Annotated in this window: 25 protein-coding genes; 15 read left to right on the forward strand and 10 right to left on the reverse strand. The window is 65.3% G+C overall.

The window, feature by feature from the left end; genetic code table 11:
• Positions 1-600 precede the first annotated feature (600 nt).
• The gene (locus tag JYK05_RS06615; protein WP_206468153.1) at positions 601-1,377 is read left to right on the forward strand and encodes a hypothetical protein; all 777 of its coding nucleotides are present in this window, start codon (positions 601-603) and stop codon (positions 1,375-1,377) included.
• Between the two features lie 5 nt (positions 1,378-1,382).
• Here JYK05_RS06615 and JYK05_RS06620 read toward each other — a convergent pair whose 3' ends face one another.
• Positions 1,383-3,989 (reverse strand): tetratricopeptide repeat protein, encoded by a 2,607-nt coding sequence (locus tag JYK05_RS06620; protein WP_206468154.1) that lies wholly within the window; start codon positions 3,987-3,989, stop codon positions 1,383-1,385.
• Positions 3,990-4,217: 228 nt separating this feature from the next.
• Between JYK05_RS06620 and JYK05_RS06625 the strand changes: the two genes are divergently transcribed.
• The gene (locus JYK05_RS06625) at positions 4,218-4,919 is read left to right on the forward strand and encodes a carbonic anhydrase (RefSeq protein ID WP_175940340.1); all 702 of its coding nucleotides are present in this window, start codon (positions 4,218-4,220) and stop codon (positions 4,917-4,919) included.
• A gap of 79 nt (positions 4,920-4,998) precedes the next feature.
• Here JYK05_RS06625 and JYK05_RS06630 read toward each other — a convergent pair whose 3' ends face one another.
• Positions 4,999-5,544: a DUF4142 domain-containing protein gene (locus tag JYK05_RS06630; RefSeq protein WP_175940341.1), complete on the reverse strand. Its 546-nt coding sequence runs from the start codon at positions 5,542-5,544 to the stop codon at positions 4,999-5,001.
• 154 nt (positions 5,545-5,698) lie between these two features.
• On the opposite strand from JYK05_RS06630, the gene JYK05_RS06635 reads away from it, so the two are divergent.
• Complete coding sequence (locus tag JYK05_RS06635) at positions 5,699-5,923, forward strand: zinc ribbon domain-containing protein (RefSeq protein WP_206468155.1); 225 nt, start codon at positions 5,699-5,701, stop codon at positions 5,921-5,923.
• Between the two features lie 202 nt (positions 5,924-6,125).
• The gene (locus JYK05_RS06640) at positions 6,126-6,395 is read left to right on the forward strand and encodes a DUF1488 domain-containing protein (protein ID WP_206468156.1); all 270 of its coding nucleotides are present in this window, start codon (positions 6,126-6,128) and stop codon (positions 6,393-6,395) included.
• Between the two features lie 649 nt (positions 6,396-7,044).
• On the opposite strand, the gene JYK05_RS06645 is transcribed toward JYK05_RS06640, so the two are convergent.
• On the reverse strand, positions 7,045-7,530 hold the full coding sequence (locus JYK05_RS06645; protein WP_206468157.1) for a YqjD family protein: 486 nt from the start codon (positions 7,528-7,530) through the stop codon (positions 7,045-7,047).
• A gap of 314 nt (positions 7,531-7,844) precedes the next feature.
• Between JYK05_RS06645 and JYK05_RS06650 the strand changes: the two genes are divergently transcribed.
• On the forward strand, positions 7,845-8,786 hold the full coding sequence (locus tag JYK05_RS06650) for a DMT family transporter (RefSeq protein ID WP_175940345.1): 942 nt from the start codon (positions 7,845-7,847) through the stop codon (positions 8,784-8,786).
• Between the two features lie 21 nt (positions 8,787-8,807).
• On the opposite strand, the gene JYK05_RS06655 is transcribed toward JYK05_RS06650, so the two are convergent.
• The 3 genes from JYK05_RS06655 to JYK05_RS06665 all read right to left on the reverse strand — a co-directional run bounded on the left by JYK05_RS06655 (position 8,808) and on the right by JYK05_RS06665 (position 10,344).
• A complete protein-coding gene (locus tag JYK05_RS06655) occupies positions 8,808-9,341 on the reverse strand; it encodes a cupin domain-containing protein (RefSeq protein WP_175940346.1) in 534 nt (177 codons plus the stop codon).
• Between the two features lie 354 nt (positions 9,342-9,695).
• Positions 9,696-9,938, reverse strand: a complete 243-nt coding sequence (locus JYK05_RS06660) for a hypothetical protein (protein WP_206468158.1) — start codon at positions 9,936-9,938, stop codon at positions 9,696-9,698.
• Between the two features lie 25 nt (positions 9,939-9,963).
• A complete protein-coding gene (locus tag JYK05_RS06665; protein ID WP_206468159.1) occupies positions 9,964-10,344 on the reverse strand; it encodes a hypothetical protein in 381 nt (126 codons plus the stop codon).
• 200 nt (positions 10,345-10,544) lie between these two features.
• Here JYK05_RS06665 and JYK05_RS06670 point away from each other — a divergent pair, with 200 nt between their 5' ends.
• Positions 10,545-11,462 (forward strand): LysR family transcriptional regulator, encoded by a 918-nt coding sequence (locus tag JYK05_RS06670; RefSeq protein WP_175940349.1) that lies wholly within the window; start codon positions 10,545-10,547, stop codon positions 11,460-11,462.
• Positions 11,463-12,683: 1,221 nt separating this feature from the next.
• Here the strand turns inward: JYK05_RS06670 and tehA are convergent.
• Positions 12,684-13,691 (reverse strand): dicarboxylate transporter/tellurite-resistance protein TehA, encoded by a 1,008-nt coding sequence (gene tehA, locus JYK05_RS06675; RefSeq protein WP_206468160.1) that lies wholly within the window; start codon positions 13,689-13,691, stop codon positions 12,684-12,686.
• An 85-nt stretch (positions 13,692-13,776) separates the two neighbouring features.
• Here tehA and JYK05_RS06680 point away from each other — a divergent pair, with 85 nt between their 5' ends.
• The 3 genes from JYK05_RS06680 to JYK05_RS06690 all read left to right on the forward strand — a co-directional run bounded on the left by JYK05_RS06680 (position 13,777) and on the right by JYK05_RS06690 (position 14,812).
• Positions 13,777-14,205 (forward strand): hypothetical protein, encoded by a 429-nt coding sequence (locus JYK05_RS06680; RefSeq protein WP_241269861.1) that lies wholly within the window; start codon positions 13,777-13,779, stop codon positions 14,203-14,205.
• 134 nt (positions 14,206-14,339) lie between these two features.
• The gene (locus JYK05_RS06685) at positions 14,340-14,540 is read left to right on the forward strand and encodes a hypothetical protein (RefSeq protein ID WP_175940351.1); all 201 of its coding nucleotides are present in this window, start codon (positions 14,340-14,342) and stop codon (positions 14,538-14,540) included.
• 77 nt (positions 14,541-14,617) lie between these two features.
• On the forward strand, positions 14,618-14,812 hold the full coding sequence (locus JYK05_RS06690; RefSeq protein ID WP_175940352.1) for a hypothetical protein: 195 nt from the start codon (positions 14,618-14,620) through the stop codon (positions 14,810-14,812).
• A 14-nt stretch (positions 14,813-14,826) separates the two neighbouring features.
• Here JYK05_RS06690 and JYK05_RS06695 read toward each other — a convergent pair whose 3' ends face one another.
• The gene (locus JYK05_RS06695; protein WP_206468161.1) at positions 14,827-16,305 is read right to left on the reverse strand and encodes an NCS1 family nucleobase:cation symporter-1; all 1,479 of its coding nucleotides are present in this window, start codon (positions 16,303-16,305) and stop codon (positions 14,827-14,829) included.
• A gap of 197 nt (positions 16,306-16,502) precedes the next feature.
• On the opposite strand from JYK05_RS06695, the gene JYK05_RS06700 reads away from it, so the two are divergent.
• From JYK05_RS06700 to JYK05_RS06720, 5 genes are all read left to right on the forward strand, one after another.
• The gene (locus JYK05_RS06700; RefSeq protein WP_175940354.1) at positions 16,503-16,706 is read left to right on the forward strand and encodes a hypothetical protein; all 204 of its coding nucleotides are present in this window, start codon (positions 16,503-16,505) and stop codon (positions 16,704-16,706) included.
• Between the two features lie 103 nt (positions 16,707-16,809).
• The gene (locus JYK05_RS06705) at positions 16,810-17,721 is read left to right on the forward strand and encodes a YihY/virulence factor BrkB family protein (protein WP_175940355.1); all 912 of its coding nucleotides are present in this window, start codon (positions 16,810-16,812) and stop codon (positions 17,719-17,721) included.
• 80 nt (positions 17,722-17,801) lie between these two features.
• Positions 17,802-18,668 (forward strand): DMT family transporter, encoded by an 867-nt coding sequence (locus JYK05_RS06710; RefSeq protein WP_206468162.1) that lies wholly within the window; start codon positions 17,802-17,804, stop codon positions 18,666-18,668.
• A 483-nt stretch (positions 18,669-19,151) separates the two neighbouring features.
• The gene (locus JYK05_RS06715) at positions 19,152-19,892 is read left to right on the forward strand and encodes a hypothetical protein (protein WP_175940357.1); all 741 of its coding nucleotides are present in this window, start codon (positions 19,152-19,154) and stop codon (positions 19,890-19,892) included.
• 73 nt (positions 19,893-19,965) lie between these two features.
• On the forward strand, positions 19,966-21,024 hold the full coding sequence (locus tag JYK05_RS06720) for a diguanylate cyclase domain-containing protein (RefSeq protein WP_371826418.1): 1,059 nt from the start codon (positions 19,966-19,968) through the stop codon (positions 21,022-21,024).
• 27 nt (positions 21,025-21,051) lie between these two features.
• On the opposite strand, the gene JYK05_RS06725 is transcribed toward JYK05_RS06720, so the two are convergent.
• Entirely contained in the window at positions 21,052-21,963 is a 912-nt protein-coding gene (locus tag JYK05_RS06725; RefSeq protein ID WP_175940358.1) for a recombination-associated protein RdgC, read from the reverse strand.
• 167 nt (positions 21,964-22,130) lie between these two features.
• Here JYK05_RS06725 and JYK05_RS06730 point away from each other — a divergent pair, with 167 nt between their 5' ends.
• Positions 22,131-22,448, forward strand: coding sequence for a hypothetical protein (locus tag JYK05_RS06730; RefSeq protein ID WP_175940359.1), 318 nt, complete (start codon positions 22,131-22,133; stop codon positions 22,446-22,448).
• Between the two features lie 62 nt (positions 22,449-22,510).
• Here JYK05_RS06730 and JYK05_RS06735 read toward each other — a convergent pair whose 3' ends face one another.
• A complete protein-coding gene (locus JYK05_RS06735; RefSeq protein WP_175940360.1) occupies positions 22,511-22,669 on the reverse strand; it encodes a hypothetical protein in 159 nt (52 codons plus the stop codon).
• Positions 22,670-22,691: the final 22 nt, after the last annotated feature.

Raw genomic sequence — 22,691 nt, forward strand, 5'->3', positions numbered from 1 at the left:
CGCCGATCGCCTCTTGTTGTATGCGCTGTGCTTCCAGCGCGACGGACCCGGCCAGGCCCGCCCCCGTTGTCGCAAACTTACCGGCGCCGCCGCCGCCCCTCCGTGCGCCTACGCACGCTCGATCCGGGCGCTAGCCGACGCTCACGTTTGCTATGTCGGCTTGCGCTCATAAGTTGCAATCCACAGGCGCGGATAGCGGATCCCGAAACGTTCTCTGAGATCGTTACCGAACATAAGCCGGCTTATTGTCGTACCGCTACGGGTTTGTCCTTGTCATCGCGCTGTGTCGCAAACGCGCGTGACGTCGTACATTTGAGTCATATCGGTACGAATGGTGACGTGTAGGATTGCGTACCAAACAGCCGGAAAGAAATGCGCGCCGGAAGGCGGTCGGGGCCGGACGCGCGGGGTCGCGGTATCGAACGCATTGAATAATTCAAAGAGGCTCGCCATGAGTCAGACCAACACGCACGCCCGCAATGCCGCACGCGTCATCGACAACGCCACGCTCTTGCCTTCACGGCCCGCGCCACGCGGCCCCCGATGAATCTCGCGCCCGCAACGAATCGCCGTCTTTTCACGTCATCTCCGAGAGCGCATATGAACGCACAAGACCGTGCCGCGTTGACGCAGGCATCGAAGGGCAGCATTGCGGTGTTCGAATCCGTCGTGCCTGAGGCGACGCTCGCCGCCATCAACCGCAAGCTGGATGTGGCCTATGAAGCCACGCGAGACCACGAGCAGTTTTTCGGCAGCGCGAAGGACGTCGTGCACACCTTGCGCGACCTTCCCGCCTTCAAGGCGCTGGAGAACGAAGCCGTGCGCGCTGCATCCGACTGGCTCGATTCGAACATGCAGGTCAACGCGAAGGTCGGACCGTGGTTCGGTCTTCGCATCGGAAGCAGCACGACAACGGCGGGCAGCCATTGCCGCCACTTCGACTCGCACGTGCTCACGCTCGTGATCGTCTTGAAGACGGCGAGCGATCCGCAAAAGAGCGGCGACCTCGTCGTCTATCCGAGAACGCGCGGCATTCCCCGACGCCGCGACAACCTCTTGCGCAAGAGCGTGCAGTGGGGCGAGCGCGGCCTGCCCTTCCCGCTTCGCGCGGCGCGCACTGAGCGGCATCTCGAACGCGGCCTGTGCTCGCGCATTCGAGGCTTCGCGGGCGATGTGTACGTGTTCAACGGATTCCTGATGCAGCACTGCAATCTCGATGTGCTCGCGGGCGAGCGCCGCAGCCTCATCATTCACTATCTCGATCCGGGCTTGTCGCTGGGACTGTCAGCGATCAACCGCCTGCGCCGCCATGCGACAGCCGTGCCGACGGACGCGGTGGGTCCCGTGGAAACCGCCACCGGACTGGACGCCTTCTAAGCGGTTCAGTCGGCGCTCGTGGCGCACCACTCCCGCCACATCGTGCGATAGGCGTCTTCAAGATTGCGCGTGAATCGCGGGGCGTTCATCATCGGCGAATGTTCGAGGCGAGAACGCAGCGATGCGCGCAGTACGGCGAGACGGGCGATATCGCTGGCAAGGCGCGTGACGATATCGACGTAAGCCGCGTCGTCATGCGCAACCAGTTCGGACAAGCCGAGGTTCATGAGCAGGCTCAGTCCCGCGCGGCTGCAAGCGGTCTCGCCCGCGCGGGACGGCACCGGCACGCCCATCCACAGCGCGTCGAGCGTGGTCGTGTGACCGTTGTACGGGAAGGTGTCCAGGCCGATGTCGATGGCATTGTAGGTGTCGAGGTACGCGCTGCGCTTCTGATAGCCGACGTACGCCACGCGCGACATGTCCACGCCCAACGCGCTCAGACGCGCGGTGAAGCGTTCGCGCGCGCCCCGCTCCGCGAGCAGAACGAAACGCGCGCCAGGCGTCGCCGCCAGCACGGCGGCCCACATGCGAAGCGTGCGCTCCGACGCCTTGCACGGATTATTTAGGCATCCGAATGTTATATAGCCGTTGCGTTCGGCGGGCAACGGGCCGACCTCGGGCGTAACGGGCGTAGCGGCCCCATCGTCCATCGCGACGCGCGGATCGAAGCACCAGAAGGTCTCCGGCAGCCAGAGCGAGCGCTCGCTGTAGCGCTCGGCGACGCCCGGCTGACCGGGCGGATCGATCCACGGGTCGGTGAGTCGGTAGCCGATCGCGCGGCTGCCCGTCGTGCCCGGATACGCGAGCCACTGCGCCTGCACCGGCGCGGGCCGCCGCGCGAACAGAAGCGGACGCCCGCCCGCCATGTGCATGGTGAGATCCACGAGCACGTCGATGCGGTCATCGCGGATGAGTTGCGCGAGCGCTTCGTCGTCGAGCGCATGGACGTCGCGCCAGACATCGGCCATGCCGCGAAACAGATCGGTCACCGCGTCCGGATGCTCCACGCTCGCGTAGATGAAAATCTCGAACGATGCATGGTCGTGCTCTGCGAAAACGGGAGCCGTGAACATCGACTGGCAATGCATACGGAAGTCCGGCGCGACATAGCCGATTCTGAGCCGCCGCGACGCCGACCGGTCATTCGCATACGTCACGGCGCGTTCAAGCAATGGGGCTTCGTGCTGCGCAGAGAAGCGCAGGCATTCGTCGAGGATGGTTCTGGAGTCTTCGGCGTAATAGGTCAGCGCGTAGTTGAGGTTGCGATGCACGCATTCGTTGCCGGGCGCGCAGGCAACGGCGCGGCGAAAGGCTTCGATGGCGTCATCCATCCGGCTCATGTCCTTCAGCACGGCCGCGAGGTTGTTATGAGCCTCGGCGGAATGCGGCGCGATCGCGATCGATTGTCTCAGAATGGCCTCCGCCTCCGGCAGCCGGTTCATGTCACGCACGACGCGGCCCAGGTTCGTGTAGGCATCTGAGCAGTCCGGACGCAGCGCGATCGCGCGGCGATAGGCGGCTTCAGCTTCAGGCAGGCGATGCTCGCCCGCAAGCAGCACGCCGAGGTTGTAGTGCAGGTCCGAGTTGCCGGGATTTTGCGCGATGACCACGCGATACGCCGCTTCCGCTTCTTTCACGCGGCCCGCTTCGTGCAGCATTTGAGCGAGGCCCGCGCGAGCGTCCCCGTGGTCCGGCTGCATGGCGAGCACCTCGCGATAGCTGCGCTCGGCTTGCTCGATGCCGCCGGTCTCACGCCGCGCACGCGCGAGACCCATGAGCGCCTGCGTGCAGTCCGGCCGAATAGCGAGCGCCGCTTCGAACGCGGCCGTCGCTTCAACTACGCGCCGGGTCGCGAACAGCGCATCGCCGAGACTGTAGTGCGCCTCGACATATGCGGGCGTCAGTTGTGTCGCGCGCCGGTGGAACGCCTGCGCGCGCGCGAACTGGCCCATTTGCTGAAGCACCAGCCCCAGATTCTGATACGCGATGTCGAAGCTCGGACGCAGCGCCACCGCGCGCCTGAGTGCGGTCCGCGCCTCTCTGAGGCGGCCCTGCTCGCGCAGCAGATTGCCAAGATTATTGAAGGCTTCGGCGTAGTCGGGACGCACCGCGACGGCGCGGCGGTAAGCGGCTTCGGCTTCCGCCAGGCGTCCACCGTCTTTCAGCAGGCTTGCGAGGTTGTAATGCGCTTCGGCCAAATCCGGGCAGAGGCGCAGCGCCTCACGAAAACAGGCTTCCGCTTCGCCGGCGCGATTGCACGCGCGCAGCAGATTGCCGAGGTTGTAATGGGCTTGCGCGAAATCCGGGCGAAGGGCGACGGCCTTGCGGTAGACCGACTCGGCAGCCGCGAGCCGGCCCTGCGCCATTAATAGATTGGCGAGATTGCCGTAGCTTCCGGCATGCTCGGGATGCGCATGGATGACGCGGCGCCAGTGCGCTTCCGCATCGTCCGGACGGTCGAGTCGATAGCAGCAGACCGCCGCCAGATTCAGGACTTCCGCGTCGGCTGCCGCATCCTGGAGCATGGGCTGCAGCACATGCAGCGCCGCCTCGAAGTCTCCGTTCGAATAATGTGCCGCTGCCGTGTGATAGAGATTCGGGTCGAAAACCATGAGCGAAACGCGCGGAACCACTGTTTGGGGGATTTTTGGAGCGTAAAACTAACAGAGGTCCGGCACGAATTCGTCAAGAACTATAAAGTCGCGCAAAAACCGAAACGCGGCGCATAGACGCCGCAGCACGGGCGCGCATGTCGGTGCCGCTTGCGGATCATCTCAAAACCCCGCAAGCTCTCGGTTGCGGCGCGTGATGCGCGCCGGTCTGTAAAACAAAGAGGTCCCATGTCCGACAAATTGACGATGAACGAAGAGCGCAAAGGCGCCGATAACCCCGATCTGCTTTACCTGCTGCAGGGCGCCGAAGACTTCAGCCGCTTCGTCTTTCCCGACCGCGAGGCGCTTTTCAAGAGCCTTGCGCATCAGCAGGCGCCGCACACGCTTTTCATCACGTGCGCCGATTCGCGCGTGTCGCCCGAGATGATTACCCAGACGCACCCGGGCGAACTTTTCGTGTGCCGCAACATCGGCAATATCGTGCCGGCTTATGGGGAAATGCTCGGAGGCGTTTCGGCCGTGGTGGAATTCGCGGTGCTGGCGTTGAATGTGCGCCAGATCGTCATCTGCGGCCACTCGGATTGCGGCGCCATGAAGGGCCTCGCGTCGGGCGCCACCATTGCCGATGAAATGCCGACGGTTCACGCGTGGCTGCGCAACGCGGAGGCTGCGCGCAGTGTCGTGATGACGAGGAAACTGGACGAAAATCGCGTCGTGCAGGCGATGGTCGAAGAAAACATCCGCCTCCAGCTCACGCATCTGCGCACGCACCCGGCGGTGGCCGGACGGCTCGCGCTCGGCAAGCTACAGGTGCAGGGCTGGGTCTACGACATCGGACAGGGCGAGGTGTCCGTGTTCGATGAAAGCGCCGGCGCGTTCGAGTCGATTCCGCAGGCACGCGAACGGCTCCTGCACAGCGGCTCGCGCTGACAGGAGCACGAAGTGCCGCAAGGGAAGGCGGCGCGGCGGAGACGCCGCGCCGGCCGTTGCGGTGCAGTCGGTGCGGTGCTTACTGCACGCCCTTCTTCGATGCGAGGTCCTGCGCCATCTTCAGGTGTTGCTCGATGGTCGGCAATGCCTTTTGCGCGGCCTTCTTCAGATCCGCGTTCTGCCCGCCTTCTGCTTCCTTCTTGAAGGCTTCGACCGCTTCCTGGTGCCCTTGCACGCCGACCTTCTGGATATAGGCGGTGTCGAACTCCTTGCCCTTCAACCCCTTCAGCGAGTCGAGCACGGTCGTGTCCGAATTGTCCTTCGGCACGGCGATGCCGTGCGGCGCGGCCATCTTCAATTGCATGGTGAGCTTCGTGTGATCGACCATCATGTGATGGGCGAAGCTCTTCACATCCTTGTCTTGCGATTGCTTGGTCGCGAGCTTGCTGGCGTCGATCTCGGTCGAACTGGACTTCGACGCGGCCTGCACGAATTCCTTGTCAGGCGAAGGCAAGTCGTTGGCCATCGTGGTGCTGGCCGCCTGCGTCTGCGCGAGCGTGACTGCCGGCGCGGCGGCGAATAGCGCCGATGCCAGCGCGGTGAGCAGAACTGCATTGCGTTTCATTGATGCCTCCTTTGGCGGTGATAGCTCCCCTTCGTTAGCAATGGCGATGCCACGCGGACCGGCGCGGCTCGATCATCCGGAATAGCGCTTGCTGCATTTCTCTCATGCTGTCTTGCTACACTTTCTCTTCTTCCGTTCCCTTTACCGAGACGCCATGCCTGTCTACGACTACGCGTGCTCCGAATGCGGCGCATTCGAAGCAGTCCGCCGCATCTCCGAACGCGACGACCCCGCCGCCTGCCCGACGTGCGGCGCGACGGCCGTTCGCGTGACCGTAGGCGCGCCATCCGTCGGGAGCAGCAGCGGCATTTCCGCGCCTCAAAGCGACGACGTCGGCAGTTACGGCATGCGGCATCGCGGCGGCTGCCTCTGCTGCTGAAACGGTCCTCGCCGACCGCGGCCAGGCATACGCGTTGCACTCTGCTGCGAACGCGCCGCGCGGCGTATGATGAATGCGGCCCCGGCATCACGCCGGCATCCGGCCACTTCGTCCGAAGCGTGACGGTCAGCGTGTATCAAGCCTTTCCACTTTTCCTTTTTTCCCAACGTTTAACTCAAACGAACAACAGGAGGTGATCAGGATGACGATAGAGTTCAGCGGGCGGCGTCATGTGGTAGCGGCAGCGCGTGTCGCATTCGAGGCGTCGGTGGACGGCCGTGAAGTCTGGTGCAGCGTGTCCCTCGACGCGCTCAACGACCACTTCGGTAACAGCGGAACCTCGTCGCACGCAATCTTGAGCGCGTTTGAAGGCGGACGTTTGCAGATCGAGGAAGCGGCGCGCCGGGCGCTGGAGCGCAATGGCGGTCAGTCGGTGGAACTCGAAACCAGCGACTTCAAGAAGACGGCCTGAAACACGCATACATCGACGCCGCCGGACGGATTGATTCAATGGACGGCAGCGTCGACGCTACGGCGCCGCCGTCGCTCGCGGCAGAGCTTCAGCGCGCGAGAAACGCGACAACGCGTCCACGATTCATAGACCGGCGAAGGCTTGCGACAGACTCCGTCGTAGCAGGCTTCCTGAAATGCGTCGCGCGGACCAATGCCTTCGTCCGTGGCGAGCGCCGATCAGCAGCGGTTCGTGCTGTGCCGCATGTCCCTCGTGCTGTTGTTCCCGCGCAAAGCGCTCAAGCGGCTGCGGATGACGTTTCGTCGCCTGCCGCCTCCGCCGTCCGTCGCGCTAATGCGCGTGTCCACGAAAAGCGCCTGCGACCGCCAAGACGACGCGAGCCCGACAGCAGCCTCGGCGTCGCCGCTCCGCGCGGTTTCAATGCCGCGCATGGCGAGCGTCAGCGCGAGACAACCGGCTAAGTTCGCTTCGGAATGCGCGATTAGTACGCGGAGCGGCTGTCTTCGCGAAGTCGCCTTGCGTGGCGTTCACAGTTCGCGGCTGGGGCAAACTTCGTGCGTCGCTGCGTCCATAAGCGTCCGGCGCGGCGGTGAGTGCCGCGCCGTTCATCGCTTCGAGCCGAGACGAAGCCCACCGCAACAGCGCCGCACTACCGCGCGATTAGCAGCCCGACGATCAGCCCGCCTATCGCCGCCATCGCGATGGACTTCCAAGGGTTATCGTGCACGAAGTCGTCGGTGCCTTCCGTGACGAGCCGGTAACGCGCCACGGCGACGTCCTGCGCCCCCGAGATGACGCGCTGCGCGCGGCGGCCCGCCGACACGCGCTCGGGCCGCAACGGACTGCCTTGTCCTTGGGACGAGGCCGACGCGGGCTGCGCGAGCACGGCGGGACTGTCGCCGCCTTCCAGGACGCTGCCGTGCGCATGATAGGGCGCGGGATACGGAGCATTGCGCGCGGGCTGTTGCGCGGCGCCGGGTGCGTGCGCCGACGCGTTGCTCTCGCCGCTCTGCTCCATGCCGGGCCCGAGTGCGGCGTCCATCGCGCGCTCCACGGCCTTGCGCGACACAGCCGGTTCGCCGGTCGATGACGCAGCATTCTGTTTAGCGTTGGCATTGGCGTTGACGTTCTCCATGGCGCTCTCCTTTCGCGTGGTTGAAGGCACTGCGTGATGCATTCTGTGTCCCGTCAGCAAGACTCGCACCGACGACCGACGCACGCCACTCGTCCATACGGCATAGGCGAGACGCACGATGCGCGCGAGGAATCGCAATTTACTTCACATACCGGTGAGAAATGCTCGTTTGCCGACGCCCGGCCGCGCGCCTACGATGCTCCTCCATCGGACGAAGCCGTCGGCTCGCGCATCTTTCGTTTCAGGCCGCAGCGAAGCATCGCGCGATTGCGCGCCGCTACGATGGCTTCATCCACTTTCCAGCGAAGCCCGTCATGAATCCCGTCAATCTAGCTCAGTTGCTCCTGCTCGCCGCGCTGTGGGGCGGCTCCTTTCTGTTCATCCGCGTGGGCGTGACCGATCTCGGCGTCGCGCCGCTGATGGCGCTGCGCGTGGGCATCGGCGCTGCCTTTCTCCTTATCGTGTTGATGCTGCGGGGCTCGCCGCGCGAGGCGTTCGCGACCATGCGCGAGCGCGCGTGGCCGCTTTTCGTGGTCGGCGTCTTCAACTCCGCCGCGCCGTTCTGTCTCTTCGCCTATGCGGAATTGACGTTGACCGCCGGCGTCACGTCCGTGATCAACGCGACGACGCCGCTGTGGGGCGCGCTCGTCGCCTATCTGTGGCTCGGCGATCGGTTGAGCCGCCTGCGTGTGGCGGGACTGGCCATCGGCTTTGCCGGGGTGATGGCGCTCGTGTGGGATCAGATGTTCGTTCACGACGCCACGACGCCCGCGATCGCGCCGATGACGACGGCGCTCGCGGCCCTCGCCGCGCTGGCCGCGACGCTCTGCTACGGCATCGCCGCCAGTTACACGAAGCGGTATCTGACCGGTGTCGATTCGCTGACCGTGGCAGCCGGCACGATGAGCGCAGCGACGCTCGTGCTGCTTCCGTTCGCGCTCGTCGCGTGGCCCGCAGGTACGGTGTCGCTCAGCGCGTGGGGCGCGGTGCTCGGCCTCGGCATTGCGTGCACGGGCGTGGCTTACATGGTGTTCTTCCACCTGATCGCGGTCGCAGGACCCGCGCGGGCGATCACCGTCACCTTCGTGATTCCGATTTTCGGGATTCTGTGGGGCGCGCTCTTTCTCGCCGAGCGCGTGTCGGCGGGCATGGCGGCGGCTTGCGCCGTCGTGCTGGCGGGCACTGCGCTCGCGACGGGCGTTGTCAAGCGCGTGCCGCTCGTGCGCGAGCGCCGCGCGGCGTGCGCGAAACAGTGAACGCCGCGCGTCATGCGCCGCTTATCGCCACAAGCGTGTGAGCGGTCCGCCTTCTCCGCCGACCGGATCGCTTCTCGGAAACGGCAGGGCTTCCATCGCGCGCCGCTCGTCGTCGGATAGCGCGTCGCGGCGAATGTCCCACTGCTGGTCCGGCGGGTAAGCGCCGATCACCTGAAAGCGGCCTCCGCTCGTCAGCAGGCAATGCCCGGTGCCGGCGGGCAGAATCAGGGCATCGCCCGCGCGCAGGGGGATCACGCGCCCGTTCGGCCCGCCGATGATGAGTTCGGCTTCCCCCGAGGCGACGCCGAGCGCCTCATGCGCCGTCGAATGGAAATGGTGATAGTCGAAGACGCTGTCGCGCCATTGCGGCGGCCAGCCGTTTTGCGCGAAGAGCGCCTCGAAGCGGCTGCCGCAGTCGCGGTCCTGAGGATCGATCGCGCCGTGCCAGACGAGTACCGGCAGGCGCGCGTTGTTCGGCACCCAGCCGTTCGCCGCGAGCATGAACGACTCGCAGCGGGCGTCGGCCGCCTGCTCGGTTTCGGTGTGCTCGGCCATATGCGTTTCTCCGTGAAATCGGGAGCATCGCAGCAACGGGTGTTCCTGTCGCTAGGCGCGGTTCAGCGCGTTTCCACGTGTGGCCGGCTCGCGGAAATTAGCGACCGTGCCAGTGCCCGTTTCCGCCGAAGACGACGCCGACCGATACTCATCGCGTTTCCACACGTCGCCGGCTCGCGGAGATTAGCGGCCGTCCAGTGTCCATATCCGCCGAAGACGACGCCGAGCGATATTCATCGCGTTTCCACGCGTCGCCGGCTCGCTAAGATTAGCGGCCGTGCCAGTGTCCGTATCCACCGAAGACGACGGCGACCGATACTCATCGCGATTCCACGCCTCGCCGGCTCGCCGGAATTAGCGCCCGTGCCAGTGTCCGTATCCACCGAAGCCAACCCCGACCGATACCGACGGCGCGTAGTACGCCGGCGCATAACCGTAGCCGTATGCGGGCGCATAGCCGTAAGCCGGCGCGGGCGCATAGGCATAGGGCGGCGCATAGACGCAGCCGCTCAATGCCGCCGCGAGCGCGAGCGTCGCGGAGACGATCGCCAGACGCGACACCCGCCTGCCCGCCTTGGCGTTGATGTGCTTATTCATGATGTGCGCTCCCCGAGGTCCGGTCTCACCAGTGGCGATGTCCATAGCCGCCGTGATGCGCGTACCAGTCGCGCCGGTCCCAATAACGGTAGCCGTCCCAATAACGGTCGCCGTGCCAGCCGACGACGATAGCCGGCGCGGGCGCGACCATGACGGGCGCGGGCTGGTACACGACGGGCGGCGGCGCGGGCTGATACGCGACAGGCGGCGGCGCAGGTTGCTCGACATAGACCGGCGGCGGCGCGTACACGGGTTGCGGCTCGGCGTACACCGGCGCGGGCGCGGCATAGATCGGCGCGACCGGCACGCCCAGATTGACCCCGATGCTCACTCCCGCGAATGCCGCCTCGCACGCGAGCGCGGCGCATACGGCGATGCCCAGTGCGATAGTTGTTTTGACGTTCATGTTGTCCTCTACCTCTGACGGCCGCAACACGGCCATGACGGCATGTTAGGCGGGCGCGTCGGGCCTTGCGTTACAACGCCTGTAACAGATGTGAACGGTGAAACGAACGGTCGGTCTACGCCGTATCGACCGTCCAAGCGGTTGCGCGCTCGGGCGCCCGGTGGGATAGTGCGGGCTTCGTCAAAAAGGGCTGCGAGCGAATGGACCTGTTGCGAAGCATGCGGATTTTTGCGCGCGTGGCGGAAGCGTCGAGCTTCACGGCGGCGGCACAACAGCTGGACATCACCACGGCGCAGGCATCGCGGGCCATCACCGATCTCGAGACGCACTTGCGCACGCGGCTTCTGAATCGCACGACGCGGCGCGTCGCGCTGACGGATGCCGGCAACCGCTATCTCGCGCGATGCAAGGAAGTGATCGAGCTTGTCGATCTGTCCGAAGCCGAAGCCGGCGACGCCCGCGTGCTGCCGAGCGGCGTGCTGCGCATGCATGCGCCGATCACGTTCGGGCATCACTATGTGGTGCCCGCCCTCACGCGCTATCTTGAGGCGCATCCGCAAGTTCGCGTGGAGTTGACGTTGTCGCAGAACGTGCCCGACATGCTCGACGAAGGCTACGACGTCTTCGTGCAGGTGACGACATCGGCGCTGCCGGACTCGGCGCTCGTCTCGACCCGCATCTGCTCGATGCCGAGCGTGCTGTGCGCGTCGCCGCGTTATCTGGAGCGGGCGGGCGTGCCGCGCGATATCGACGATCTGGCGAAGCATGCTTGCCTGCAACTCGTCACCACGTTTTTTCCGGTCGATCGCTGGGCGTTCGAGGGCCCGCGCGGACGCGCCGAGGTGGATCTTCCGCCGGGGCGCCTGCGGGTGAATTCGGCCGATGCGCTCGCCTTCGCGGTCGCGGATGGCTTCGGCATTGCGCCGCTCCCTGCGCTGTCCGCGCTGCCGTCCATTAGAAGCGGAGAACTCGTGCGCGTGCTTCCCGAGTGGGAACTGCAAACCATGACGATTTACGCGATGTATGCGTCGCGGCAGTATCTCGATGCAAAGATCAAGACATGGGTGGCGTTCTTGAAGGAATTCGTCGAGGGGACGCTGGCGGAGCAGATGGGGTGAGGTGCGGGGAGTCGGGGGTGATGGGGGCTTTGTTCGTGCGTGCGACTGGTCTGGTGGTTGGCGTTTGGCATTCTGCATTCGGAATTATGCATTCTGCGTGGCTTTGCCCTTTGACGTTCGCTGTCCCTTTTCGGTCAGTTCACTCTCAACGGATTCCGCCGACGTCAGCCCGTCACTGACGCTCGATGAGCTGAGGCTGCGCGAAGCTCGCCGTGGCGGGCGGCGGTTGCTCGTTGCCCATAACGGGTCTGCCTCTCGCGTTTGGCGTTTTGCGTTGGACGTTGGACGTTGGGCGTTTGCATTCGGCATTCTGAATTCTGCTTTCCGCCTGCCGTTGACCGTTGCGCTTCGGCGTTCGCCGCACTCTTCGATCAGTTCGGTCCCAACACTGGCCGCCGACGTCATCTCACCACTGAAGCCCGACGATTCGAGGCGGCGCGAAGCTGGGCGTGGCGAGCGGCGCTTGCCAGTTGCCCTGAAGCGGTCTGGCTTCTCGCGTGTGGCGTTTGGCATTCGGGATTTCGCATTCCATTCGGCGTGCTTTCGACCCTTGCCTTTTGGCGTTTGCCGCCCCTCTTCGATCAGTTCCCTCCAACGCAGACTTCCGACAGCAGCCCGCCAATGAAGTATTTCAGCGCGCAGGAAGATGGGCGTGGCGGGCGGCGTTTGCTGCCATCCACCAATCGACGTTCATCATTCGCCATTTCGCCTGCCTTTGCCTTGCCCCTTGGGGACCATCGCCCCTTGTTGGGTAGTTCGCTCCCAACGCCGAGTTCCGACATTACCCCTGCACTGACGCCTATGGGTTGGGGTGCACAAAGCCGGACTCAGCGGGCGTCGATTGCTTTTTGCCCTCAAACGGGTTCTGACTTCTCGCCTTTCCTTTCGCATTCGGCATGCGGCAGTCTGCATGCCATTGACCTTCGCCTTCCGGCGTTTGCCGCCCCTATTAGATCAGTTCACTCCAACGGAAACGGCCGGCGCCAACCCGCGACCGAGCCTATGGATTGAGGGTGCGCGAGGCTGGGCGTAGCGGGCGGCGTTTATCGGTGCGCTTAACGGCTCTGCTTCTCGCGATTGGCTTTTGGAATTCTGCATCGGCATTTAGCATGCCTTCGACCTTTCCCGTTTCGCGTTCGCCCTCGCCACTTCGAACAACTCACTCCCCACAAAGAAGCCCTCCACCAACTTCCCACCGCCGACGACCGCCGCCCGCCCACGTCACGCCTGCGTCGCCTGCGTCGCCTGCACCGGCACTACCGGAACCACCGGCACCAGCCGCCCTTGCAAACCCGCCCGCACCGTTCCAGCAATCAGCCCCGCGATCACCACGTTCGCCACGATAAACGAAGCCAGCGCGATCCATTCCACCGGACCCTGCGCGCCGCGCTCGAGCATGCGGATGGCCATCGTCGGCAACGCGGCCACGCCGAAGCTGAACGCCCAGTACGAAGGCGTAAACGCGCGCTGACGGATCCACGGCACGAGGCGCGTCAAAATTAAAGCCTGATAGAGGCCGTAGCCGAGCAGCATGTACGCGAAGACATCCGGCACCCCGTGCGTGATCGTGAGATACGACACGCCTCCCACCACCGGCGGCGCGAGCTGGATGCCGAGCGTCGGGCGCAGCGCATCGGCGAGCGGCTCGTGCACGGCGGCGCGATGAAGCAAAATCGATTCGATCGCGAGCCACGAAAACACGCCCGCGCCGAAGAACAACGCGCCGAGTTGCGTCCAGCCGAAAGCCGCGGCCGCTGTGCCCGCGACGAAGCTCGGCGCGACAGTCGGCAGATACATCGCCGGGGTCGTCAGTTCGGGCTTGCGGCCGCCTTGCCAGAAGCGCCCGTGCAGGAACGCCCCGAGCGCGAGCTGGCTCGCGACGCCAACGACGAACAGCCCGACCGCGAGTTCGCGCGATACGGCTTGCACCGCTTGCGCGGCGAGCATCGTCGATACGGGAACGAGCGCCGCAAACGACGACTGCACCGGATGCCGCATTTCCGCGACGGCCTCGTCGCGCTGACTCAGCCACTTGCGGCCATAAGCGACGAGAAGCGCGATCCATACGACGAGCGCGCCCGCTGTCAGCAGGTCCGGCACGGCGTGCGGAACATGCCACACGCCAGCAGCCGCGCGCCACGCACCGGCCAGCGCCAGCGCGCCCACTGCGATGCCGAAGAACGCCACCGGCATCGAGCCGGGACGAGTAGCCGGTTGATTCTTGTCCATTGCTTTCTCCTTTTCCGATGACGGAAGCGCGCGGTTGCGTGCTTCGTCGTTGGAGAAAGCTTAGTGGCGAGGGCCGGCGGCGCGAATGTCGCAACGTCTCGTTCGGCTGCTCGATCGTCTCAGACTCGCGATGCTGCGCGGCCCCAAACTGCGCGTAACATTCACCCCATCATTCTCGCGAGGAAACGGCACGATGGCATATCGCATTGCACGCACGCTCGTCACCCTGGTCCCGCTCGCGCTTGCCGCCTGCACCGGTCCCGTCGAATTCTCGGCAGGCGGGAATCCGCCGCCTGCCAGCGAATCCGTCAAAGCGGACTTCAGCGGCATGGACCGCGCGATGGACACCTGCAAGGCCTCGTCGCGCAAGGCGGGCCCCGGCCGGTGCGCGCAGGTTCGCGCCTATGAGGCGTGCATGAAGACGCAGGGTTACATCACCGTGCTGGGTCCGGAGAATCCGCCGAATTGCGGACAACCCGACTGGGAACAGGATGTCCGCCGCTGGCTAAAGTGATTCAGGGCGAAAGTCACCGCAGCGACGACGGCCATATGAGGACGTCCGGCATGACGGGGGCTCGTTGGAGCAAGGACTCACGATGGCAGCGGGCCGCTGCCTCCGGCTCGCGCGCAAGCACTCGAACTCTGTCGATGAACATGTGCAGCACGGCGACATTCACGTCGTCGGCCTGCAGCGCCTTGGCGATGTCGAGTAAGCGCGCCGTTCGCGTCAAGTACGCCGAGCAACGCTGCCTCCAGCTCACGCGCAAGCACTCGAACTCTTTCGGCAAACATGAGCGGCACGGCAACATTCACGTCATCGGCCTGCTGCGCCTTGGTGATGTCGAGTGAACTCGCCGTTCGCATCAAGTACGCCGCGCAACGCTGCCTCCAGCCCACGCGCAAGCACTCGAACTCTGTCGGCAAACATGAGCGGCACGGCAACATTCACGTCATCGGCCTGCTGCGCCTTGGCGATGTCGAGTAAGCGCGCCGTTCGCATCAAGTACGCCGAGCAACGCTGCCTCCAGCCCGCGCGCAAGCACTCGAACTCTGTCGGCAAACATGAGCGGCACGGCAACATTCACGTCATCGGCCTGCAGCGCCTTGGCGATGTCGAGTAAGCGCGCCGTTCGCATCAAGTACGCCGCGCAACACGCATGAAGACGATATAAAGCAACGCCCCCGCCACCGCGCCGATCAGCCAGCCGAGGTTGTTCGGCGGCAGCGCCTTGAGCAGTTGCGTCGACAGTTCCCAGCCGACCGAGATCACGCCGGACACGATCAGCGCCGCCAGCCCGACCTTGTTCCAGCCGCCGTCGTAGTAGAAGCGCGAGCCGGGCTGCATGGTGTACAGCTCGGCGGCGTTCACGTGCTGACGCTTCACGAGGTAATAGTCGGCGATCATCACGCCATAGAGCGGCGCGAGCACCGCGCCGAACACCGACACGAAAATCGTGATCGCCTTCGGGCTATCGACGAAGATCCACGGACACACGACCACCGCGAGCACCGACGCGATCAGCCCGCCCTTCTTGAAGTCCACGTGCTTCGGGAACAGATTCGCGATGTCGTAGGCCGGCGATACGAAGTTCGCGACGATATTGATGCCCATCGTCGCGATCACGAACGTAATGCTGCCGACCGCCACCGCGAGCTTGTTGTCGATGCGCGAGACGATCTCGACCGGGTCCATGATCATCGCGCCGAATACTTTCTCGCTGCCCGCCGTGACGATCACGGTGATGATGGCGAACGCAATGAAGTTGAACGGCAGGCCCAGGAAATTGCCGATCTTCATCTGTCGCTCGCTCTTCGCAAAGCGCGAGAAGTCCCCGAAATTCAGCAGCAGTGCGGCGAAATAGCTCACGACGAGCAGAATGGCGTTCACCATCGCGTGCAGTTGCTCGTCGCCCGGCAGCACCTTTCCCGAGAGCGTGAGGTTGAGGCTGCCGAGCCCCGCGCGATACAGAATCCATCCCATCAGAAAGAACATCACGACGTACACCGCCGGCCCGCAAAAGTCGATGAACTTGCGGATAATCTCCATGCCACGCTGAAAGATCACGAGTTGCAGCAGCCACATGAAGAGAAAGCTGACCCAGCCGAGCATGTCGAGCCGCAGAAAGCTCGAATCGCGCAACGCCGCGGCCGACGGCACGAAGAGCAAGAGCAGCGTAGCCACCGCCTTCGACGCGAAATAGGTCTGCACGCCATACCAGACAATGCCCACGACGCCGCGAATCAGCGCGGCGAGGTTCGCGCCCATCACGCCCATCGAGACGCGCGCCATCACGGGGAATGGAATGCCGTGCACGAGGCTCGGCTTGCCGACCCAGTTCATCAGCACATAGACCACAAGAATGCCGATGGTCATCGCAAGCAGGACCTGCCAGCCCGAGAGCCCGAGCAGAAAGAGGCTCGCCGCGAACGTGTAGCCGCCGACGCTGTGCACGTCCGACATCCACATCGCGAAGATGCTGTAGCCGGTCCATGTGCGCCGCGCGCGCGGCACGGGCGCGAGGTCGTGGTTGTAGAGGCGCTCGTCCGCGTTGACGACTTCGACATCGGCGCCCGGACCGAGCGCGGAGGTATTCGCGACGTGCGAAGCTGGCATGATCGTCCCCTCTGTTCAAAGCGTCGAGCCGCATCGAGCAAGCGTTGCTTGCAACGCAAACGACCGACAAATGAAACCGCGATGGAGATGCGAATCGCCAGATCCGGGGAAAAGCGCGCGGGCCCGGCCACGGCGGGCGCGCGCCCGCCGTTACAGAGAGATTAAAGTAAAACGGCGCGCTTGCCGATATGCGGAGCATGAGAAAAAAACGCCTTCCCGCCCGCGATGTGAATCTCGCCTTCGCCGCTGCCGCCGAAGCCCTCGCGCTCATCTGCCGGTTGCGCCGCATCGACGCGGCCGATCTGCCGGCACAGGATGTCGATGCGCTGCTCGACATCGCGTTCGAAGAAGCCGCGCAGCAAGCCGCCGCACGCCGCACGAAGGCGCATCGCGCGGGATAAACCGCGCTTCGGGCGTGCAAGTTGCTTGGCGGCTTGTCGTCCCGTCGCCCTGAACATGGGGCTGGCCATCGTGCGAGGGCCGCACACGCGCCGCGGAGGTTCCATGTCGAAGATTCTCGGCCCCGTGCTCGGGCCACAGATCAAAAGCGTCGCGCGCCATCCGCTCGGATTTCTGACGCGAACGGTAAAGGCGTTTCGCGCGAATCAGGGCATGCTGCTCGCCGGCGCGGTGGCGTATTACGCGCTGCTTTCCATCGTGCCGCTCCTGATTCTCATCGTGATCGTGCTGTCGAAGTTCGTCGGTCAGCAGGAGTTGCTGGACACGCTCGCGCATCTGCTGGAATGGCTGGTGCCGGGACAGGCGCGCGCCATCGTGCGCGAGCTCGCCAATTTTCTGACGCATCGCGCGGTGATCGGCTGGCTGCTTCTCGTCACGATGATCTTCTTCAGCTCGCTCGCCTTCACCGTGCTCGAAAACGCGATGTCGGTCATCTTCGTGCACCGCGTCGCCATTCGACGGCGCCACTTTCTCTGGTCCGCGCTGCTGCCGTACTGCTACATCCTCTTTCTCGGCGTGGGCATGCTGATCGTCACGCTGGTGTCGAACGGCCTTCAGGCGATGGGCGATAACAGCGTCACCCTGCTCGGCTTCGAAGTCTCGCTCAAGGGCGCGTCGCGGCTGCTGCTGTATCTGCTCGGCGTGGCGGGCGAGGTGTTCGTGCTGACGTCCATCTATCTCGTGATGCCGGTGGGGCGGCCCTCGTTCAGGCTCGCGCTGCTCGGCAGCATCACCGCCGCCCTGCTCTGGGAGATCACGCGCCACGTGCTCGTCTGGTACTTCGCGACGCTCTCGCAGGTGAGCGTGGTGTACGGCTCGCTCACGACCTCGATCGTCGTGCTCTTCAGCCTCGAAGCGCTCGCGACGCTGCTGCTCTTCGGCGCGCAGGTGATCTCGGAGTTCGAGCGTTTCGGCTTGCCGCAGCCGGAGAAGCCGCCCGCCTTTCGCACCGACTGACACGTCGACTGACACACCGCGCGATGCCCGCGCGGCACGGTTGGGATACATTGGGCGCGTTGCCATCGCCGGGACTCCCGATGGACGAAGCCCATCCCGATGCGTCGTCGCCGGCGCGCACCGCCACGCTCGCCGCGCTCGCGATGCTCGCGTTCGCCGGCAATTCGCTGCTGTGCCGCCTGGCGCTGAAGGGCACGAGCATCGATGCCGCGACGTTCACGTTCGTGCGCATCGCGTCGGCGGCGCTCGTGCTGTGGCTGATTCTCGCGGCGCGCGGCGGCCATGCGCCGCGCGCCGGAAGCTGGGCGTCGGCCGCGATGCTCACGCTCTATGCGGTCGCCTTCTCCTATGCCTATGTCGCGCTGTCGGCCGGCGCGGGCGCGCTGCTGCTCTTCGGCGCGGTGCAGGCGACGATGATCGGCTACGGTCTCTTTCTCGGCGAACACCTCACCGCGCGTCAATGGCTCGGCCTGACGCTCGCGCTCGCCGGCCTTGTCTGGCTCGTGCTGCCGGGACTGGCCGCGCCGCAGCCGTTGTCATCGGCGCTGATGGTCGTCGCGGGTGTCGGCTGGGGCGTGTATTCGCTAAGAGGCCGCGGTCTCGCTGATCCGACCGCCGCGACCGCCGGCAATTTCCTGCGCGCGTTTCCCATCGCGGCGGCGGTTTTCGCGCTCGCTTACCGGCACGCGACGTTCGACGCCGCCGGCTTCGGCTATGCGCTGGCCTCGGGCGCGCTGACGTCGGGACTCGGATACATCATTTGGTATGCGGCGCTGAAGAAGCTCGAGCCCGCGACCGCCGCGACCGTGCAACTGAGCGTGCCGGTGCTTGCGGCAGCGGGCGGCGTCGCGCTGCTCGGCGAGGCGCTCAGTGTCCGCCTCGTCGTCAGTTCGGTGGCGATTCTCGGCGGTATCGCGCTCGTCAGCGCCAGTCGCCGAAAACGTTAGAATGAGCGGCGCTGCATGCATTCGCCGCTTCCGTCTGTGCGCAAGGCAACCAAGCGAATCCTCGCTGATCTGAGGAATGGCGATTGCGGTCGGCTGGCCTGCTCGATGCTACGGTAGTATTCGGTATTCGCGCGGTCACGTGCGGCAGCGTCATGCGCAGTGCGGCTTGCGGCCGGCAGTGCGCGTCGCGCAACACCGTGGCTACTGGCGATTGGCAGATTTTGCCGGCCTGCGGCAAGCCTTACATCGTTGCAGGCGGAACGGCCGGTTCTCCGCTTCCCGATGAGCCACGCTCGGGGCAACGCCGTCGAGATCGGCCGCACGCTTTTTCAGTTTGATTATTCATTTCGAATGACGCGCGCAGCGTAAGGGCTCACGTCCACTTCGCTTACGCGCTTCATCCGGCTTCCTGCGGCGACCCGCGCACGAACGCGCGCGCGGTCGGTGTCCGCCGCTGATGTACATGTTCTGGAGAGCGCAGCCATGCCTCACCACGCTGAACTACCCGAAGAGCCGTTCGCTGGCGTCGCGACGCCAGCGAACGATCCTTCCGTACCGCTTGCCGCGTCCGAGACCGCGCCCGACTTCGACGACGATCTCGACGCACCGCGCGCGCCCCTGCGCTTCGGGCGGCTCGCGCTCTGGATGGCGTCGGCGAGCGCGCTCGGCATCGGCGTGCTCGGCACGGTCGCCTACAGCATGTGGTTCAACCACGACCAGCGCGTCTATACGGAAGCGATGGCGAGCGCGCGCCGCACGCTCGGCATCGACCAGCCGGTGATCGCGGCCGGACCGCCCGCGCAAACGCTGTCGTCGGGCGTCGTGCAGGCACCACCGCCCACCACGAGCCTCGTCGCGGCGCACGCGGACACCACGGCACTCGCCGACAACCCGCCCGCCGACACATCCGGCACGACGAGCCTCGGACCCGTCGCGGTCGCGCCGGTGGCCACGGCCGCGACCGTCGCCGGCGCAGCGCAAGATGCGGCGTCGCCATCGCGAACGGCGGCGACTCCTGCGTCGCAGACGGTCGCGGCGAATCGCCCTAATCGCGGCGCAAGCGGCCAGGCGGTGCGCACGGCGCAGGCGAAAGAGGCCCGGCATCGAGCGTCGCGCGCCAAGGCCGAGCCGGGACTTTTTGCCCGCGTGGGCGCGTTCTTTCATCGAGTGAGCTATCGACGCAATGCCACATCCGGCCAGCGAGAGGAATATTCCCGTCCGTGAGAACGGCGCGACGCAGGCGCTGGCGGCGCGCGCCGCGCGTGTGTTCGACGAAGCCCGCGCGCAGGCCGGGCGGCTGCGCATGCCTGGCCCGGCGCCGATGGCCGCCGCCGCGCTGCTGTGTCTTCTGATCGGCCTGCTGTTTCTCGCGTATCAGGTGCGCGGCATCTTCTCCGCGCAGCTCGAGCAGGAATACGTCGGGCTCGTGCTTCAGGCCGTCGAGCGCGCGGACGCGGCGCGCGCTTCGTCGATCGCGCTGAAGGACGCGTCCGCCACCGACGCGCAGCATCGTGCCGCATACCGCGAGGCGCGCATCGAGTGGGCGGCTCGGCTCGCGAGCCTGCACGCGCTGATCGCGTCGAGTCCCACGCCCGCGCCCGCGTTGCCGCCCTCCGCGCTATCCGCGGCGGCGGACTTCAATCAGGCGAGCGCCGCGCTCGATTCCGCCGACGCCTACTGGCGCGAGCAACGCGATCGCGCGAGCAGCGACGTGCGCGCGCGCATCGTCAGCGTGTCGCACACGTTGATTGCATTAACGGCGGTCGTGTTCGGCGTGCTCATCACGGCGCTCGGCATGTATGCAAAACGCAATCGGCAGCTCGTCGGCATCTCCAGCGAATTCGAGCATGCGTCGCTGCACGACGCGATGACCGATCTGCCCAATCGCCGCAAGCTCTTCGCGGCGCTGGAGGAATCGGCGGAAGCGCTCGCCGACGGTTCGCAGGCGAAGCGCATCGCCGTGCTGTATATCGATCTCGACGGCTTCAAGCGCGTCAACGACACGCTCGGCCACCGCATCGGCGATGAATTCCTGATCGCCGTGTCGCGGCGTTTCCGGCAGACCGTGCGCAACAACGATATCGTCGCGCGCATCGGCGGCGACGAATTCGCGGTGCTGGTCAGAGAGTTTTCGAGCGATCTGGAACTGGCGGCCATTGCGCAACGCATCATCCATTGCGTCGCGGAAACGGACACGCGCATGGGCTTGTCGCTCGTGCGCGCGAGCATCGGCATCGCGAGCTTTCCGGATCGCGTGACCGATTACTGGCGGCTCGTCGCGACCGCCGACGAAACCATGTACGCCGTCAAGCGCAACGGCAAGAACGGCTACGCGTTCGCGTCGGCGGCCTCATAACTCCGCTTTGCTGGGCGATCGCCCGCGTCAGGCCGCCGCGCGCAAGTCTTCTTCGCCGCCGAGCGCTTCGGTCAGCGCCGCGAAAAGGCGCGCGAGCTCGCCCGTCATCAGCAGGAAGTCCGATTCGAAGCGTTCGTCGTCGTTCGCGGCGGTGGGATCGGCTGCTTCCTTGATGACGTCGAGCGGGCTCACGCGCTTGAGCGTGAGCGACGGCGTGAGCACGAACGACACGCGGTCGTCCCAGGTCATCGCAAGACGCATGCACTGCTTGCCGGCTTCGATATGGCGGCGCATGTCCTCCGCTTCCAGCGCGTGACCGACGTAGCGCACGGTCGCATTGCCCTCGCCCGCCGAACGCAGTTCCGTGTCGCGATCGAGCGTGAAGCCCACGGGCGCGTCGCCCGTCAGCAGCCATTCCGTCATCGCCGAAACAGCCGAGCGCGCGACGCGCACGCTGGCGAGCGGCAAGTCCGTGACCGACTTCACCAGCAAGCCGATGATGTCGTCGGCGAGCGTGGCCGATGCCGCATCGATGGCGAGCCAGCCGTGCACCGGGTCGATCCACACGCGCGTATCGCGGCGAATGCTGAACGCGCGCGGCAGCAGTTCATCGGTCACCTGCTCCTTCAGTTCGCGCATCTGCTTGCGGCCCGGCTTGAAGCCCTGCTGCTCTTCGAGTTCCAGCGCGCGTTCCTTCGTGAATTGCGTGACTACCGACGCGGGCAAGAGCTTTTTCTCCGCGCGGTACGTGAGCAGCATCTGGCGATTCACGGTGTAGACGAGCGCATCGTCGCCGCGTGGCGAGACCCAGCCGCGCCGCTCGTTTTCGATGCTCGATGCATCGCTGAAAGCAAGCGGCGCGAGCCACTTCTGCATCTGATCGGGCGTGACGGTCCAGTGAACGGGAAGACGGTGAAGCTGAAGATTCTTGAACCACATGGCGGCGCTTTCGATGTTGTTCGGAAAAGCGGGCCATTCTATACGACGCATGCGGCGTGGCGCGAGCCGCCGGCTTCATGCAGAGCGACGCGGCGCATCCATCGGCAGAAACGGGGCTACACTGAGGGCGCTCGATCGCACGCGTGCATCGGGCGAGGAGGGTTGGAATGATCGATCTAGACGCGAACCGCACGTTCCGCGGCCTACCGCTCACGCCTGAGCAGGACGCCGAAGTCAGACACTACATCAAGAAGAAAAAGCAGCGCGGCGAGCCGTGGAATACACCCGAATTGCGCGCGATGCTGCGCGACATGCTGGAGCCGCCCGACGAAGAAAGCGCGCTGGATGAAGTCGCGGACGATGACGCCCGCGCGGTGGCCGAACGGGCTTCGGCTTTCATCGACGATGTCATGGACCCGATCGAAAGCAGCGAGGAATGGCACGCGGCAATGGAAGCCGAAGCGATGAAAGGCCCGCGGCGTTGATATGCATGGTTGACCCGAGAAGCGCCGGCGTGGACCGGCGCCGTTCGCGTCCGCACGCTCGTTCAGTGCCTGCGATGCGTCCAGTCTCGCGGCGGATGCGTGTCCAGCCAGCGCGCTTTCGGCGGATGAATGTTCGGATGTTTGTGATGCATCACGAGAATCACGATGGCGCATAACACCACGACGACTCCCACCATCAAGCTGATCATCGGCTCGGTCATCGCAACCTCCTTCGGGCTCGAG

Origin of the sequence: Caballeronia sp. M1242 (genome assembly GCF_017220215.1) — a bacterium.
Classification (GTDB): Bacteria; Pseudomonadota; Gammaproteobacteria; order Burkholderiales; family Burkholderiaceae; genus Caballeronia.

Coding starts and splice junctions, on each gene's coding strand:
- JYK05_RS06615 (WP_206468153.1), top strand. CDS start 601: ATGAACGCACAAGACCGTGCCGCGTTGACGCAGGCATCGAAGGGCAGC.
- JYK05_RS06620 (WP_206468154.1), bottom strand. CDS start 3,989: ATGGTTTTCGACCCGAATCTCTATCACACGGCAGCGGCACATTATTCG.
- JYK05_RS06625 (WP_175940340.1), top strand. CDS start 4,218: ATGTCCGACAAATTGACGATGAACGAAGAGCGCAAAGGCGCCGATAAC.
- JYK05_RS06630 (WP_175940341.1), bottom strand. CDS start 5,544: ATGAAACGCAATGCAGTTCTGCTCACCGCGCTGGCATCGGCGCTATTC.
- JYK05_RS06635 (WP_206468155.1), top strand. CDS start 5,699: ATGCCTGTCTACGACTACGCGTGCTCCGAATGCGGCGCATTCGAAGCA.
- JYK05_RS06640 (WP_206468156.1), top strand. CDS start 6,126: ATGACGATAGAGTTCAGCGGGCGGCGTCATGTGGTAGCGGCAGCGCGT.
- JYK05_RS06645 (WP_206468157.1), bottom strand. CDS start 7,530: ATGGAGAACGTCAACGCCAATGCCAACGCTAAACAGAATGCTGCGTCA.
- JYK05_RS06650 (WP_175940345.1), top strand. CDS start 7,845: ATGAATCCCGTCAATCTAGCTCAGTTGCTCCTGCTCGCCGCGCTGTGG.
- JYK05_RS06655 (WP_175940346.1), bottom strand. CDS start 9,341: ATGGCCGAGCACACCGAAACCGAGCAGGCGGCCGACGCCCGCTGCGAG.
- JYK05_RS06660 (WP_206468158.1), bottom strand. CDS start 9,938: ATGAATAAGCACATCAACGCCAAGGCGGGCAGGCGGGTGTCGCGTCTG.
- JYK05_RS06665 (WP_206468159.1), bottom strand. CDS start 10,344: ATGAACGTCAAAACAACTATCGCACTGGGCATCGCCGTATGCGCCGCG.
- JYK05_RS06670 (WP_175940349.1), top strand. CDS start 10,545: ATGGACCTGTTGCGAAGCATGCGGATTTTTGCGCGCGTGGCGGAAGCG.
- tehA (WP_206468160.1), bottom strand. CDS start 13,691: ATGGACAAGAATCAACCGGCTACTCGTCCCGGCTCGATGCCGGTGGCG.
- JYK05_RS06680 (WP_241269861.1), top strand. CDS start 13,777: ATGTCGCAACGTCTCGTTCGGCTGCTCGATCGTCTCAGACTCGCGATG.
- JYK05_RS06685 (WP_175940351.1), top strand. CDS start 14,340: ATGAACATGTGCAGCACGGCGACATTCACGTCGTCGGCCTGCAGCGCC.
- JYK05_RS06690 (WP_175940352.1), top strand. CDS start 14,618: ATGAGCGGCACGGCAACATTCACGTCATCGGCCTGCTGCGCCTTGGCG.
- JYK05_RS06695 (WP_206468161.1), bottom strand. CDS start 16,305: ATGCCAGCTTCGCACGTCGCGAATACCTCCGCGCTCGGTCCGGGCGCC.
- JYK05_RS06700 (WP_175940354.1), top strand. CDS start 16,503: ATGAGAAAAAAACGCCTTCCCGCCCGCGATGTGAATCTCGCCTTCGCC.
- JYK05_RS06705 (WP_175940355.1), top strand. CDS start 16,810: ATGTCGAAGATTCTCGGCCCCGTGCTCGGGCCACAGATCAAAAGCGTC.
- JYK05_RS06710 (WP_206468162.1), top strand. CDS start 17,802: ATGGACGAAGCCCATCCCGATGCGTCGTCGCCGGCGCGCACCGCCACG.
- JYK05_RS06715 (WP_175940357.1), top strand. CDS start 19,152: ATGCCTCACCACGCTGAACTACCCGAAGAGCCGTTCGCTGGCGTCGCG.
- JYK05_RS06725 (WP_175940358.1), bottom strand. CDS start 21,963: ATGTGGTTCAAGAATCTTCAGCTTCACCGTCTTCCCGTTCACTGGACC.
- JYK05_RS06730 (WP_175940359.1), top strand. CDS start 22,131: ATGATCGATCTAGACGCGAACCGCACGTTCCGCGGCCTACCGCTCACG.
- JYK05_RS06735 (WP_175940360.1), bottom strand. CDS start 22,669: ATGACCGAGCCGATGATCAGCTTGATGGTGGGAGTCGTCGTGGTGTTA.